The 14,144-nt window shown below is 61.2% G+C and carries 13 protein-coding genes; 7 read left to right on the forward strand and 6 right to left on the reverse strand.

Annotation, left to right across the window (positions count from 1 at the left end; all coding sequences use genetic code 11):
- Positions 1–307 precede the first annotated feature (307 nt).
- The 3 genes from NW858_RS09260 to cobU are packed head-to-tail and all read right to left on the reverse strand — an operon-like array spanning position 308 to position 1,934.
- Entirely contained in the window at positions 308–841 is a 534-nt protein-coding gene (locus tag NW858_RS09260; RefSeq protein ID WP_414348866.1) for a hypothetical protein, read from the reverse strand.
- On the reverse strand, positions 838–1,332 hold the full coding sequence (locus NW858_RS09265; RefSeq protein ID WP_414334781.1) for a CRR6 family NdhI maturation factor: 495 nt from the start codon (positions 1,330–1,332) through the stop codon (positions 838–840). The genes NW858_RS09260 and NW858_RS09265 overlap by 4 nt, the downstream gene beginning before the upstream one ends.
- A 44-nt stretch (positions 1,333–1,376) precedes the next feature.
- On the reverse strand, positions 1,377–1,934 hold the full coding sequence (cobU, locus tag NW858_RS09270) for a bifunctional adenosylcobinamide kinase/adenosylcobinamide-phosphate guanylyltransferase (RefSeq protein WP_414520351.1): 558 nt from the start codon (positions 1,932–1,934) through the stop codon (positions 1,377–1,379).
- Positions 1,935–2,449: 515 nt separating this feature from the next.
- Between cobU and NW858_RS09275 the strand changes: the two genes are divergently transcribed.
- The 4 genes from NW858_RS09275 to NW858_RS09290 all read left to right on the forward strand — a co-directional run bounded on the left by NW858_RS09275 (position 2,450) and on the right by NW858_RS09290 (position 7,355).
- On the forward strand, positions 2,450–3,922 hold the full coding sequence (locus tag NW858_RS09275) for a hypothetical protein (RefSeq protein ID WP_414520352.1): 1,473 nt from the start codon (positions 2,450–2,452) through the stop codon (positions 3,920–3,922).
- Positions 3,922–6,351 (forward strand): primosomal protein N', encoded by a 2,430-nt coding sequence (priA, locus tag NW858_RS09280; protein ID WP_414520353.1) that lies wholly within the window; start codon positions 3,922–3,924, stop codon positions 6,349–6,351. Before NW858_RS09275 ends, priA begins: the two co-directional genes overlap by 1 nt.
- Before the next feature lie 96 nt (positions 6,352–6,447).
- Entirely contained in the window at positions 6,448–6,819 is a 372-nt protein-coding gene (locus NW858_RS09285) for a YtxH domain-containing protein (RefSeq protein ID WP_414334785.1), read from the forward strand.
- Positions 6,816–7,355, forward strand: coding sequence for a hypothetical protein (locus NW858_RS09290; protein WP_414509204.1), 540 nt, complete (start codon positions 6,816–6,818; stop codon positions 7,353–7,355). The genes NW858_RS09285 and NW858_RS09290 overlap by 4 nt, the downstream gene beginning before the upstream one ends.
- Before the next feature lie 3 nt (positions 7,356–7,358).
- Here NW858_RS09290 and metG read toward each other — a convergent pair whose 3' ends face one another.
- Complete coding sequence (gene metG, locus NW858_RS09295; protein WP_414520354.1) at positions 7,359–8,909, reverse strand: methionine--tRNA ligase; 1,551 nt, start codon at positions 8,907–8,909, stop codon at positions 7,359–7,361.
- Positions 8,910–8,980: 71 nt separating this feature from the next.
- On the opposite strand from metG, the gene NW858_RS09300 reads away from it, so the two are divergent.
- Together NW858_RS09300 and NW858_RS09305 are read left to right on the forward strand one after the other, a co-directional pair.
- On the forward strand, positions 8,981–10,846 hold the full coding sequence (locus NW858_RS09300) for an FAD-dependent oxidoreductase (protein WP_414520355.1): 1,866 nt from the start codon (positions 8,981–8,983) through the stop codon (positions 10,844–10,846).
- A 28-nt stretch (positions 10,847–10,874) separates the two neighbouring features.
- The gene (locus tag NW858_RS09305; RefSeq protein WP_414520356.1) at positions 10,875–11,201 is read left to right on the forward strand and encodes a hypothetical protein; all 327 of its coding nucleotides are present in this window, start codon (positions 10,875–10,877) and stop codon (positions 11,199–11,201) included.
- Positions 11,202–11,643: 442 nt separating this feature from the next.
- On the opposite strand, the gene NW858_RS09310 is transcribed toward NW858_RS09305, so the two are convergent.
- Entirely contained in the window at positions 11,644–12,012 is a 369-nt protein-coding gene (locus NW858_RS09310) for a hypothetical protein (RefSeq protein WP_414334790.1), read from the reverse strand.
- 433 nt (positions 12,013–12,445) lie between these two features.
- On the opposite strand from NW858_RS09310, the gene NW858_RS09315 reads away from it, so the two are divergent.
- Complete coding sequence (locus NW858_RS09315) at positions 12,446–13,165, forward strand: response regulator transcription factor (RefSeq protein WP_414334791.1); 720 nt, start codon at positions 12,446–12,448, stop codon at positions 13,163–13,165.
- Positions 13,166–13,193: 28 nt separating this feature from the next.
- On the opposite strand, the gene NW858_RS09320 is transcribed toward NW858_RS09315, so the two are convergent.
- Positions 13,194–14,099: an ABC transporter ATP-binding protein gene (locus tag NW858_RS09320; RefSeq protein WP_414509208.1), complete on the reverse strand. Its 906-nt coding sequence runs from the start codon at positions 14,097–14,099 to the stop codon at positions 13,194–13,196.
- Positions 14,100–14,144: the final 45 nt, after the last annotated feature.

Consider the following 14,144-nt stretch of genomic DNA (forward strand, 5'->3'; position numbering starts at 1 on the left):
TGCACGAGCGGAATGCGCACAACTTCCCGCTGGATTTGGCGGCGGTGGAAGTGGCGCCGGCCATCCGTGGCTAATCCTGCTTGCCTAGCTGACTAGTACTCTCTCTTCTCCCCCTGGCATCTGCTGGGGGGTTTTTTGCTCTCTACATAAAGTTTTGCAAAGCTTCGCGCTGCCACTACCCTCACCCCCAGCCCCTCTCCCATCCCTCACCCCCAGCCCCTCTCCCTGAGGGAGAGGGGAGTTAGGGATAGCGCTCCACAACAAGGGCTTGGCGGGCGAGCCTCAGGCTCCTGTCATGGGAAGGAGATCAACGAACGTAGCCCAGTTGCTCCAGGAAATCGGTGTCCCAAAGGATCTGCCCATCCAGAGCCATTCTCCCCAGCACCGGTATTCCGACTTGAGCCTCCAGGTGTGGGATCAAAGTTGCATCCAGCTCTTCCAAAGCTTGGGGATCCTCGGTTTCGGGCAGGGATCCGACCAGCACCCACCCCAAGCTGCGGGCCTTGGCTTGGCGCATCAGGGCGGCAAAGACGGTTGCTTGGCTCAGGGCGGCCTTCCGTTGCAGCGTTAAGAGCAAGCTGAACCCCCACGCATGGGCCAGATCCGCCCAGGTTTGGCCTGGCCCCAGGGGATCGGCGACACTGCCCGGCAGAACCAGTAGGGGATCTTTTTCTCCTGCCCACTCGCAGATTTGTTGCCAGAGGGCCTTGAGCTGAGCTTCCGAAGGGTTGGAATCCACCCTGAGCCGGCCCCAAGGGTTTTGGGTCACCTCTTGCCAGGCGCCGGCCACTGCTGCGGCTCCGGGGATCGCCGGCCAAGTATCGGCCACCATCACCCTCATGATTCTGGATCCCCCGCCTCAGACTCCCAGAGAGTGAGAAACTCCGGCTGAACCTCGAAGCCAAACACCAAAGCCATATCCCGCAGCATCGAGAGGGATCCCAGTTTCTGCTGCTTGAACCAACGCATCAACACAAAGATCTTCTGATAGACAAAGATTTCCAGTGCTTCTGGGTTGTAAACAATGCCCTCGCGAGGGTTGAATTGATGAGGCACCAACATGGCTGCGTAGCGGGCCAGCTCTCCTTGGCGCCAGTTGAGGAAGTAGGGCATCCAGGGGCAGACCGTATCCCAACGGATAAACCACAGGCGCACCTCCGGGATCTCCGACAGCTCGCGCGGATCGTCGGGGCTGCGCGGCCAATCGATGGCGCATTGCACCTGTTGGGCAGCCCGGACGGGATCCGCCATCAGGGTTTTCATTAATTCGTGGCCAGGGGTGAGATCCAGAGATTGGATGGCCTTGGCAGGAAGGTAGAAGGTAATCGGCACGACGACACGGCTATCTGATATCTGACTTGCAAATGCAGCTTATCTCAGCTCTGCCCCACCTCGCCTGCCACCGGGATCCCCCAGCGGGTGAGATCGAGGGCAAAGCCTGCGGTTACCAAAAACACCTGGTCGGCCAGAGGAGCCAGCTTTTGGGTGAGCTCCCCCATCCGATCCCGAAAGCGGCGTCCCAACGGACAGGCGGGCACCACCCCCCAGCCCACCTCTTCTGACACCAGGATGATCTCCCCCCTGTGGACTGGCAAGGTTGCCAAGAAGGATTGCACCAAGGGATCCCATTCTGCAGCGGGACAGTCTAGGCCCTGCGCCACCCACCCCCCCAGCGAATCCACCAGAGCACAACAGGGCTGGGGCAGCTTTTGCAGGTCGGCCCCCAGGTCGGGCCCGGTTTCCCAGGTTTGCCAAGTGGGGGGACGCCGTTGCCGATGCCGCTGAACCCGTTCGGCCCACTCCGGGTCGGCCTCAGGGTCGGGTTTGGGCCCGGTGGCCAGATAGATGACCGGCAGGCCGGAAGCAGCCGCCAGGTTCTCCGCCAGCCGACTTTTGCCGCAGCGGGCAGGGCCACAGATGAGCACAATCGGCATTGGGCATGAGGATGGAAGTCCATTGTTAGATTAGCTTAGCGGTTGGTCGCCCCTATCCCCTTCAGCTTCATTCCTGGAAACCCCTGCGCGGAGCTTGGGCACATTCTACTTAGGTTGACGTTTTAGAAGAAGCCCAAGCTGTCCTGCGTAGCACTTCGCGATGGGAGTGTGGCACAATGGTGCAGCCGCAGGGTGGGTGTTGTGGGTGATCCAAGGGGGCAATCGTGGCCGGTTCTCGGAGCAGCAGCGGGTCAGAGTCCCCATTCCGTCGGGCTCGCGCCCCACGACCGAAAAAAAGTCAGCCGAGCGCTTCTGCCCAGTCCCAGTTTCGGGATTCTGGAACTGCACAAGAAAGAATGCGTCCAAGCCAGTCTGATGGCACTTCGTCTGGCGCAGAGCGGGATCGGCAAGAGATCTCGCGAGTTCAATCTTCTGGCTTGAACCCGCCCAAAAATCTCTCTATACTGCAGGGAACTTTATCATTCACCCCAACTGCTGCATCTCCCCTTCAACCTATGCGTGCTCCCTCCTCAGGTGACTCGGATCCCAAAGCTCAAGCAGGCGGGTCGGCCAAGGATTCCGTCCGAGGAGCGCGAACGGAACCGGATCCCGACACAGAGCGCCATTTGGCCCAGCGACAGCAACTGGAGAACCGTCTGCTCAAAGCCGAAGCCGAGCTCCAAGAGCGGCGAATCCTTCAGGAGAAACTGCAGGCCGAGGTTCAGGCTCTGCGCAGTCAACTGGCTCAGGCGGAATTGCAGTCCCGCCGGCAGCAACAGCAGATAGAGCTTTTGCAACTGAAAGCCCAACCCTCTGCAGATGCTGGCCTTGAGGCAGAATGTTGCGCTTTGCGCCAGAAGGTGGCCGAACAGGAGAAGGCGCTGCAGGAGCGGGAGCGCGTCCTGCAACAGTTGCAGCAGACTTTGGCGGAGCAGAAGGTCCAGATCTCGGAGCAGGAAGCTCAGCTTGCCGCTCGACAACGTTTAAATGACCGGCAGCGGCAGGATATCGAGGCTTTACAAGAGCAGATCGAGCAGCTCCGCCTGGCCCACGCGCAGGAGCGCCGTCAATGGGAACACCGTCAGCAGGAGCTGCAAGCTTCTCTTCTGGAAGCCCAAGATGTGGCAGAAAAGCGGGTGGAAATGCTGCAACGCTTTAAGGCGGAGCTTTGTCTGGCCCGCACCCAAATTGCCGAAGCTCAGGCGGAGCTGAGCAGCCTACGGGCTCTGTACAGCGACCAACAGGCCGCCTGGCAAGAGCAACGGGAGCATCTCGAGGCCCGTTTGGCCGGCTATGCCGAGACAGAAGCGGAAGCCGAGCAGCGCTGGCGGGAACAACGGCAGGAGCTGGAAGCAGCCCTGGCCGAAGCCCAGGCTCAGCTGGCCGCTTTGCAAGCTCAGCAGGAACATCTGCATCAGGGATCTCAGGAGCAGCAACGGCTGCAACAGCAGTGGCAAGCTCAGGCCGAGGCGCTGCAAGCGGCTCTCTCCCAAGCCCAGGCGGAAATTGCCCATTGGCAGCAAGAGCACCGCCGTCTCCAGGAACGGTACGCCCAAGCCCAGCAGCATCTCTCCACCCTGGAGCAGCAGTTACAAGCTGCCTTGGAACAGTTGGCTGCCCAACCCGACTGGCAGCCGCAGTTGCACTCTGCACAAGCAACCATTCTCCATCTACAAGAAGAAATTGCAGCTTTGTCCACGCAACTGGATAAGCAAGCAGAGCAGATCAAAACCCTGCAGGCCGAGCGCGGCGACCTGTGGGAAGAAAATCGCTCTCTCCGAGAAAAATATGAGCAGCAGCAGATGCATGTGCTGAGCTTGAAGGCGGCGTTGGAGCGCAAGGGCCTGGATGTCCCGCCTCGTGCCGATACCTCCAGACCTGCTGGCGCGAGCGATCAAGCTCTGTCTCCCAAGCCCCCAATTCAGCCCCTGCCGGCTCGGGCAAGCAAGCGGGCGGTCGATCTGCCCAGGTTCTTGCCCCGTCCGTGATGCAGCCTCTTCCCCCCCGCTGGCTGGAAGTGTGGGTGGATCATCCCCATTTGGGCGGTTGCTTTACCTATCGCGTGCCAGAGGGATCCACCCCAGAGGCCGGCGACCTGCTCAGTGTGCCCTTTGGTCAACAGATGGCAGGGGGGGTGGCTTTGGGCTGGCGCTCGGAGCTGCCGGCAGGAGTGGATCCGCAATCGGTGCGGGAGATCGAGGCGGTGGTGGCCAAAGGGATCCTGCCCAAGGAATTCTGGCCCTTGCTGCAGCGGGTGGCCGACTACTACCTTACCCCTCTGGCCCAGGTGGTGCGCACGGTTCTGCCCCCTGGTTTGCTCAGCCGTTCTCAGCGGCGTATCCGCCTGGTGCGATGCCCGGAAGCGGTGGGGGGATGTTCGCCGGCTGCCCAAACCCTGCTGGAGCTGCTGCAGGCCAAAGGGGGAGAGCTGTCTTGGCGCTACATCCAACAGCAGATGCCCGGCGCCGAGCTGGCCCTGCGGGAACTGCAGCGACGGGGTTGGGTGGAGAGCTTTTGGCAGGAGCAGCAGGGGGGTAGGATGAAAACCCAACTGGCTGCCAGTCTGGCCGACGACTCCTCGGAGGGGCTGAGCTTGCCCCAGCAGAAGGCGCTGCAGATCCTCAAGCAAAAAGGGGGGGAGCTGCTGCTCACCGAGTGGGAGCGCTTGGCAGGAGTGAGCCGAGCGGTGTTGCAGGGGCTGGCCCGCAAAGGCCGTGTCCACCTCTACGAGCGACCGCTGCTGCGGCTGGCAGATGCCCACTTGCCGGGGTGGCGGGATCTGCCCAAGCCCCTGACGGCAGCCCAGGCCGAGGCGGTGGAGGCGATCCGACAAGCCTTGGGTCGGCCCCGGCGGTTTCTCCTGCACGGGGTCACCGGTTCTGGCAAGACGGAAGTGTACCTTCAGGTGATCGCCCAGGTGCTGCAACAAGGGCGGTCGGCGCTGGTGCTGGTGCCGGAGATCGGCCTTACCCCACAACTGATGGATCGCTTGCGGGCGCGGCTGGGATCCCAGGTGTGGGCCTACCACAGCGGCCTCTCGGAGGGGGAGCGCTACGACACCTGGCGACAGATGTTGACCGCCACTCCCCAAGTGGTGATTGGCACCCGCTCGGCGGTGTTTGCCCCCTTAGCCAACCTCGGCCTCATCGTTTTGGACGAGGAGCACGACGACAGCTTCAAGCAGGATCAGCCCCAGCCCTGCTACCACGCCCGTCAGGTGGCCGAGTGGCGGGCCGAGCTGGCCAACTGTCCCTTGGTCTTGGGCAGTGCCACACCGGCGGTGGAAACCTACGCCGCCCATCTCCAGGATCCGCAGCGGTGGATCCGGCTGACCCTACCGCAGCGCATTCCCCAAGCTGGGATCCCGACCACCCTGCCCCAACTGGAGCTGGTGGATATGCGCCAGGAGCTCCAGGCCGGCAACCGCAGCATCCTCAGCCGCCGTCTGCACCAGGCCCTGCAGCAGACGCTGGAGCGGGGGGAACAGGCCATCCTCTTCGTTCCCCGCCGCGGCTACAGCACCTTTGTCCTCTGCCGCGGCTGCGGCTTTGTCCTCACCTGCGCCCATTGCGACGTCTCCCTCACCTTTCACCTGGAGGGCCGGCAAGAGCTGCGCTGCCACTACTGCGGCGTCCGCCAGCCCCATCCGCAGCGCTGCCCCGCCTGTGGATCCGCCTACCTGAAGCACTTCGGCACCGGCACGCAAAAAGTAGTGGAAGTGCTGCACCAGCATTGGCCACAGCTAGAGATTCTGCGCTACGACAGCGACGCCACCCGCCGCAAGGGATCCCACCGGGAGCTGCTGGAGCAGTTTCGCAGCGGCAAGGCCCAGGTGCTGGTGGGCACCCAGATGCTCACCAAAGGGCTGGACATTCCCCAGGTGACGCTGGTGGGGGTGATGGCTGCCGACGGCCTGTTGCACCAGCCCGACTACCGCGCCGGCGAGCGCACCTTTCAACTGCTCACCCAAGTGGCGGGCCGCTCAGGCCGGGGATCCCTGCCGGGGCAGGCGATCATCCAGACCTATCTGCCGGAGCACCCGATTTTGCGGGCCGTGCTGGCCCACGACTACGAGGGGTTTTTGCGGGCCGAGCTACAGCAACGGCAAGAGGGGGGCTATCCTCCCTATCGAGCCTTGATCTTGATCCGCTTGAGCAGCACTCGCCTGGAGGCTCTGGAGCGCTACTGCCATCAGGTGGCCGAACGTCTGCAGGGGATCCCGGCAGAGGTGCTAGGGCCGGGGCCGGCCCAGGTGGAGCGGGTTGCCGGACGCTACCGCTGGCAGATCCTGTTAAAGCAGCTTCCCGATCAAGCTTGGGATCGCTCCCAGCTCGCTGCACAGATTCACACCGCGATTGGCCATCCCCCCCAAGGGATCCGCGTCAGCTTGGATGTGGATCCCCTGCGGATTCTCTAGGGGCGGCCAGCAGAAGCAGAAAGCCCGTCGATCCGCAGAGATCTTGAGGTAGTCTGGTTTCGGGGCCACCCGTATCCAACTCAACTCTGGCAAAGCATGGCGGAGAACCGAACCGGCGCGTTTATTGGTGGGCTGTTGCTGGGAACGGCAGTGGGCACGGCTATTGGCCTGCTCTTAGCTCCCCGCAGCGGACGGGAGACGCGGCGACTCTTGAAAAAATCGGCAGAGGCGCTGCCGGAGGTGGCAGAAGACGTGACCAGCAGCCTGCAATACCAATCGGAAAAGCTGCTTGACTCTGCTCAAAAAAGTCTGGACGAAGCACTGCTACGACTGCAGCAGGCGGTGGCGGTGGGCAAAGAGGCCATGCTGCAAAAACGACAAGAACTGAGCCAAGCCCAAAACCGCAGCGCCTGGGCCAGGGAAGAAGCAAACTTAGAAGCCCAAGATCGACAGGAAGAAGCGCGATGACCGAGCCGGTATTTTGGTTGGGCCTCTCGGTAGGTCTGGTGGCAGTGGGCATTTTGGCGGTGATCCTGACCCTGCTGCCTGCCGTCATTCAATTGGGTCGAGCCGCCCAGAGCGTGGAACGCTTTTTCGACACGCTGCTGCGGGAATTGCCCCCTACGCTGGAGGCTTTGCGTCTGACCAGCTTGGAAGTGAGCGAGATCGCCGACAGCCTCGACGAAGGGGTCAAGGGGGCCGGACAGGTGGTGAAGCAGGTGAACCGCTCCCTGGAAGGGGCCCGCAACCAAGCCCGCGGCGCTCAGGTCAATGTCCGCAGCCTTTGGGCAGGGGTACGGGCGGCCTGGCAGGCGCTGTCCAGCGAGACTCCCCCCACCGCCATGCGTAACCCTCAGTTGCGCTCAGGCCAAGCTGGTCGGCCTTTTTCTGCTGCTGCGCCAAGCATTCCCTTGGGAGATATGCGCCCTTTTGCCAGCAAGGCAACGCCAGAGGGATCCCCCCCCAATGCGCAGCCTTCCCGACCCGATGCCACCAACCCTTGAGAGCTATCGGAGAATCCTCTGGAAGACGGGCACAGGAGGTTGGGGCTCTTGCCCGGCGGGAAGCCGGCCCCAACTGGCGTCTGGATCCCAGCGCAATTGGGTAACATCCTGCAAAGGAAACCCCATCTGCTGCAGGATCTTGAGGCTGAGGTTGGGAATGATGGGCGAAAGGGCTACCGCCACCCAGCGCACGCTTTCCAAAACAGCGTAGAGGATCTGGGCCACCTGTTCGCTTTGCCCCTGCTTGTGCAGCGTCCAGGGAGCCTGCTCGTCAAGGTATTTGTTGCTGGCTTGGGCCAAGCTAAGGGCTTTGCGGGCAGCGGAGCTGGGATCCAGCCGCTCGTAGGCGTCGGCCACCGCCGGGGCTAGGCGCTCGACCAGGGTTTTGAGGGGGTGATCCGCTGCGATCTGCACCTGGGGAATGCGGTAGTCGGGCTGGTATTTTTTGAGCATATTGAGGGTGCGGTTGAGCAGATTCCCCAGGTCGTTGGCGAGGTCAGCATTGAGAACCTCGATGAAGCGGCCCTCACTAAAGTCGCCATCCTTGCCCAGCTCAATTTCGGTCAAGAAATAGTAGCGCACAGCATCGGCGCCGTAGCGTTGCACCAGCTCAAAGGGATCCAGCGTGTTCCCCAGGCTTTTGCCCATCTTGAGGCCATCTTTGGTGAGAAAGCCGTGGCCAAAGATTTGTTTAGGCAGCGGCAGCCCTGCCGACATGAGCATGGCCGGCCAGTAGATGGCATGAAAACGGACGATGTCCTTACCCACTAGATGCACATCGGCAGGCCAGTAGCGGCGCAGGGCGTTCTCCAGGGTGGGCTCGTCGTGAGGATCCAAGGCGGCGCTGAGGTAGTTAATGAGGGCATCAAACCAAACGTAAAGGGTTTGGCTGGGATCCGCCGGGAAGGGGATCCCCCAGGAGACGCTGGGGCGAGAGATGGAAAAGTCCCGCAGGCCCTGCTTGACAAAGTTCATGACCTCGTTGCGGCGGCTTTCCGGTTGAATGAACTCCGGGTGCTCCGCATAGAGGGCTTCCAGTTTTTCCTGGTAGCGAGAGAGGCGAAAAAAGTAGTTTTCTTCGTCTTTCCACTCCACTTTCTTGTTGGGGTGAAGGGGGCAAAACCCGCCTTCTAGGAGCTCTGACTCGTCCTTGAACTCCTCGCAGGCAACGCAGTACCAGCCCTGCTGGCGGCCAACGAAAATATCTCCCCGATCCCAAACCCGCTGAAAAAACTCCCGCACAATGGCTTTGTGGCGAGGGTCAGTGGTGCGGATAAAGCGGTCGTAGCGGATATCCAGCAACCGCCAAAGCTCTACAAACTGGGCGGCAATCTCGTCACAGTGCTGCTGCGGCGGAAGGCCGCGCTCTTCGGCGGTGCGCTGGATCTTCTGGCCGTGCTCGTCAGTTCCCGTTACCATCAGCACATCCTTGCCCCGCAGGCGGTGGTAACGGGCGATGGCGTCCGCCGCCATGGTGGTGTAGGCGCTGCCGATGTGGGGGGCAGCGTTGACGTAGTAGATGGGTGTGGTGATGACGAAGGTGGAATCCGGCATGAGCAGTTGCAGCGCTTTCCCCCATGATAAAAGTTGCCGGAAAGTCCGGCAGGCCGAGTTACGGGGCAGGGATGAAGCTGGCATTCAACCTAAAGGGATGGGGCTGCGGTGCCCTGGGGGCCGGGATCTTGGGCGCCGGGGCGGCTCTGGCCCAGCCTCTGCCCGAGACCCGCATCCCTTGCGAGATCCTCATCGCTGGGGGCGGGCTGGGGGGGGTGGCGGCGGCCTACGATGCCCTGCGCTTGGGGCGACAGGTGTGCATGACCGAAATGACCGACTGGATTGGCGGCCAGGTGAGCGCCCAGGGGGTCTCGGCTTTGGATGAGCGGCCCTTGCAGCGGGAAAACGAGATCTTTCCCCAGGGCTATAGAGAGTTTCGCCGCCGGGTGCGGGAAAAGTACGGCGGTGATCCCAATCCCGGCAAGTGCTGGGTGAGTGTGCTCTGCTTCTCGCCCCAGGTGGGCCACCAGGTCATCCGAGAGATGTTGGATCCCTACCTGCAGTCGGGGCAGTTGCGGCTGTTTACCGAGACGGTGGTCAAGGACGTGGAGATTGAGAACTACCAAATCCGCAGTGTGCAGGCCATCCGCAATATTCCCAAACACGCCGGCGTCCAGCCGGAGAATCGGGGGGATCTCTCCACCTACTTGCTGGATTTTTACCGCCTAGAGCCCACCGCAGACTGGGACAAAGAGATCCTGCGCTTTGAGCCGCCGCCGCAGCGGCAGGGCAAAACCCTACCTTGGGTAGTAATCGATGCTACCGAAACCGGCGAGCTGTTGCCCCTGGCGCGAGTGCCCTACCGCCTTGGCACGGATGGGGAAAGCCGCTGGGAGCCCAGCTCCAAGCCCTACAGGGATCCCTACTGCACCCAGGGGTTTACCTACACCTTTGTTGTCGAGCGCTCCGCTGTGCCCCAGGTGCCCATTAAGCCCGAGTTCTACGACGACCCGCTGCACGGCCCCTACTACAGCTTTGAACAGCCGCGCTTTAACTTTGCTCTGGTCTTCACCTACCGCCGCATCCGGGGACAGGTATTTGGCTTTGGGGAAGAGGCCATCCGGGTGGGGGATCAATCCCTGCAGAACTGGACCTGGGGCAACGACTGGCGCATCACCGGGCCGGAGATCAACCTCATCCTCACCCACGAGCAACTGCAAGCCCATCTGGATCCCGGCGGCTGGATGGGGGGCTTGCGGGTAGAGGCGCTGCGGCGGGCTGAGCAACATGCTAAAGGCTTCTTCTACTGGTTGGTGGCGGGGCGGACAGATTTTCTCCTGCAGCAGGCGGATCCTGACTTTCAAAAGGACTTTTACCTGCGCTACCGCTACCTCAAAGGGCCCAATAGCCCGATGGGAACTGCCAGTGGTCTCTCCAAGTACCCCTACATCCGCGAGTCGCGGCGCATCCTCGGTCGGCCCAGCCTTGCCTACCCGGAGGGGTTCACCATCTACGAGTCGGATATCACCACGCGGGAATCGCAGCTCAATCGCGGGCGTCCCTTCATCTTCTACGATTCGGTGGGGGTGGGCCAGTACCCCATCGATTTTCACGACTGTCTATTGCCCGATTTTTCGCTGCCCCCCAGCCACAACCAAGATGCCCAGGCCCCCAGCTACCCCTACCAGATCCCGCTGCGGGCCCTGATCCCCCAGCGCATTGACAATCTTCTAGCTGGCAGCAAGAACATCGCCACCAGCCGCATTGCCAGCGCCTCTTACCGGGTGCATCCTGTGGAATGGGCCATTGGCACGGCAGCGGGTCATACGGCCCACTTTGCCCTGGAGCGGGATCTGATCCCGGCGGAGATCCTGCGGGAGCCGCTGCTGGACTTGCGGTTGTTGCCCGCTCTCCAAGCCCAGATCCAGAGCTTGGGCAATCCCATTCAATTTCCCGGCACCACCATTACTGCCACCGACTGGGCCCAATCCCGCTAGCCTAGAAAGGCAGGGTTGGGAGCTGGCCATGGAGGCTATCGGGGTTGAACTGGGGGGACTGGAGGCGATCCGCCCTTCGTTGTGGGCGGCCACAGCCCTCTGGAGTCTGGGGCTGATCTGGGGGTTGTCGCCGCTGCACCGCCGCCTGCAGGAGGGTTGGGAAAAGCAGTTGTCCTGGGATCCCAGTGGGGCTCTGGCCTCTCTGCTCAGCGTCATCCCTTTCCTGTTGGCAGCAGCGGTGGTGGTGGCTTTCACCGAGATCTCGTTGGGCAAAAGCTGGGCCGTCTCCTGGGGCCTTATTGCCTGTGTTGGCGGTGGCCTCTACGAGCTGGGCCGGCGGGACAACGCCCGCTGACCCAAGCGCTCCGCACCGGCCCTCACCCCCAACAGTATGGACAATGCTAAGCGCTAGAGCAATTTAACTTTTGAGGGGCTCGGGGAGCTCTAAGTCCCGCGCCCTAGCTGAAAGGTGAGCATCGGGATACAGAGGCTCCCCTCGTCTGGCGATTCCCTATGCTGCCAGCGATGGATGAGCTAGACAAATAAACCTTGTCTTGCAAGGCTTTACTGCACTGCTATTCGGATGTGGTGTTATTGGGAGAGTTGGGAAGTACTGCAGGACAACTGGGAAAGAGAAACACTCTGCGCAGTCGGTCTGTCGGGGGGAAACTCCAGACCGGTAGCGAAATCTATCTTTGGGAATGACCGGAAAAGCTCAACAGAGATGTTGGGAAGCCGGCACTGTACCGCCTGGGATCGGTGACGGGAGCATGTCAACCCCTACCCATTACCCCCACTCAATTGGTAAACTTGTTTTGCCAGTCAGTTGTCAAAATCTCTCGACCAAACACCCATCCGGCCAAGATTAGAGGCAGGGCCAAGCCCAGGAAGCCGAAAAAACTAATCACCTGGGCAATTTGCCGCTGCGCTTTTTTCTGTTTCGGATCTCGGAGGTTGTTGGCAGCTACCGTTAGCTTCGAGCAAAAGGCCACCACCACTGCACCTACCGGCCCCAGAACCAAAGAGGGCCACAGCCAATCTGCCACTTGCGAGAACGCATAGGCTCCGGTGAAGGGGATGATGACAAAACAAGCCAGCTCCAGGATCCCCCAGGTGAAGAGAGCTAACTGGACATCTTTGCGGAAAACTTCATCGGGATTGTACATAGGTCTCCAGGATGAACTGCTACGATATCACGCTAAGGCATAACCTTCGAGATGGGAAAACAAAGTGCTAAGGCTTCTAGGTTAACTCCAGGTGTAAGGATCTGCCTGACGGATCCTCTTCCCCTTCCATCTAGGCAACCCTAATGCCCAAGATCCTTGAATAAACCCCCGTTAAGGAGAGAAAGACGGCCTCAGCAAGGATAAACTCCCCCATGTGACCCTATTCACCCTGAAATAATCTTAAGTAGTTAGTGAGTCGTTTGTGTTTGCTGCCCTTTCCTGCCGAGTTAGGGCGTCTCTTTTCCCTTTTTGGCTGGCAAGCTGGGAGCATGGTGTATCTGCGCAATCGCCGCCCATGAGCTGCCGAAGGGATCCCGATATACCAACACTCTGTACCCTTGACTCTTGCTGTCTTCGAGAGTGTCGAGCCGCCATGCCCCGCATCCTCATCATCGATGATGATCCCAGCATTTGCACTCTGCTGCAGCGGTACTTGCAGCGGCAGGGTTACTCAGTGGAGGTGGCGATGACGGGGGCCGAGGGCCTACAACAGTTGCGCGCTTTTCAGCCGAGCTTGGTGATTTTGGATCTGAACTTGCCGGATGTGAGCGGCTACGACCTTTGCCAGCAGATGCAAGAAGAGACCGGCGTGTATGTGTTGATGTTAACCAGCCGAGTGAATCCTGCCGACAAGCTGCAAGGATTTCAGTTGGGGGCAGATGACTACCTGACCAAGCCCTTCAGCCTGCCGGAGCTCCTGGCACGGGTGCAGGCCATCCTACGGCGACAACGAACGAAGACCGGAATGGCCGGCGCACCGGTCTTGACCTTTGCCTCTTTGGTAATCGACCCGGAAACCCGAGAAGTCACCCGTGACCGGCGCCCAATTAACCTAACAGCTTTGGAGTTTGACTTGCTCTACACCATGGCCCGACACCCAGGGCGGGTCTGGCGACGGTCTGAGCTGATTCAAGAGGTGTGGGATTTTAACCACGAGGGAGATGAACGGGTGGTCGATGTCCACATCGGCCAAATTCGCAAGAAGCTGGAAACCGATACCAGCCAACCGGAACTGATCCGCACCGTGCGCGGCGTTGGCTACAAGTTCGAGCCTCCCACTCCCAAAGAGGGATGGGGAGAGGAAAAACCGTAACCTCCCTCTTTCAAAGGGAGAGAGCGCGCTAATCGAGGCGACGGCCTGTCAGACGCACAAAAATGTCTTCTAAGTTGGCAGGGCGCACCATCAGGCCGGTCTTGTCGGGTTCGGCTTCCAACTGCCGCTGGGCTTCCGCCAGGCTGGGGAAAAAGGTGTAGCTCACCTCCTGGCCAGGGCGGGAACAGACCAGCAGGGCTTCTCCGTACTTGGCCCGCAACTGGTCGGTGCTGCCCAACTCGATCAACTTCCCGCCGTCCATGATGCCGATGCGGTCGCACAGCTCCTCGGCCTCTTCCATGTAGTGGGTAGTAATCAGCAAGGTCATCCCCTGCCGATTCAGATCCCGCAGGATCTCCCACAACAGCCGCCGCGCCTGGGGATCCAACCCAACGGTCGGCTCGTCCAAAAACAAAATTTGCGGCCGGTGCAACAGCGCCCTGGCCACTTGCAAGCGCCGCTTCATGCCGCCGGAGAGGGTCTTCACCTTGTCCTGCCGGCGGTCGGCCAGCTTCACGTACTCCAGCCACTCGTCGATGCGCCGCTGCCGATCCGGGTTGGGGATGTGGTGCATGCGCCCATGGAACTCCAGATTTTCCCAAACCGTCAGCTCTGCCTCCAGGGTGATGGGCTGCAACACCACCCCAATCTGCCGCCGCACCGCCAAGGGATCCCGCACCACGTCATACCCTCCCACCCGGATGGATCCCTGGCTGGGGCGGGTGAGGCTGGTGAGCATGCGGATGGTGGTGGATTTGCCGGCGCCGTTGGGCCCCAGCAGGGCAAACACCTCCCCCTGCGGGATCCGCAGGCTCAGGTCCTGCACGGCCACCTGCTGCCCAAAGCGCTTCCACACCCCCTGCATTTCCACTGCTGCCGGCTGGGTCTGGGGCAGGGCCGGGGCCATCGAAAGAGCGGTTATGGTCGGCTCCATCTGCGGGTGTAAAGAAATCTTTCTTCTCCAGCATACGTCAGTTGA

The sequence above is a fragment of the Synechococcus sp. H55.10 genome (genome assembly GCF_047502715.1).
GTDB lineage: Bacteria > Cyanobacteriota > Cyanobacteriia > Thermostichales > Thermostichaceae > Thermostichus.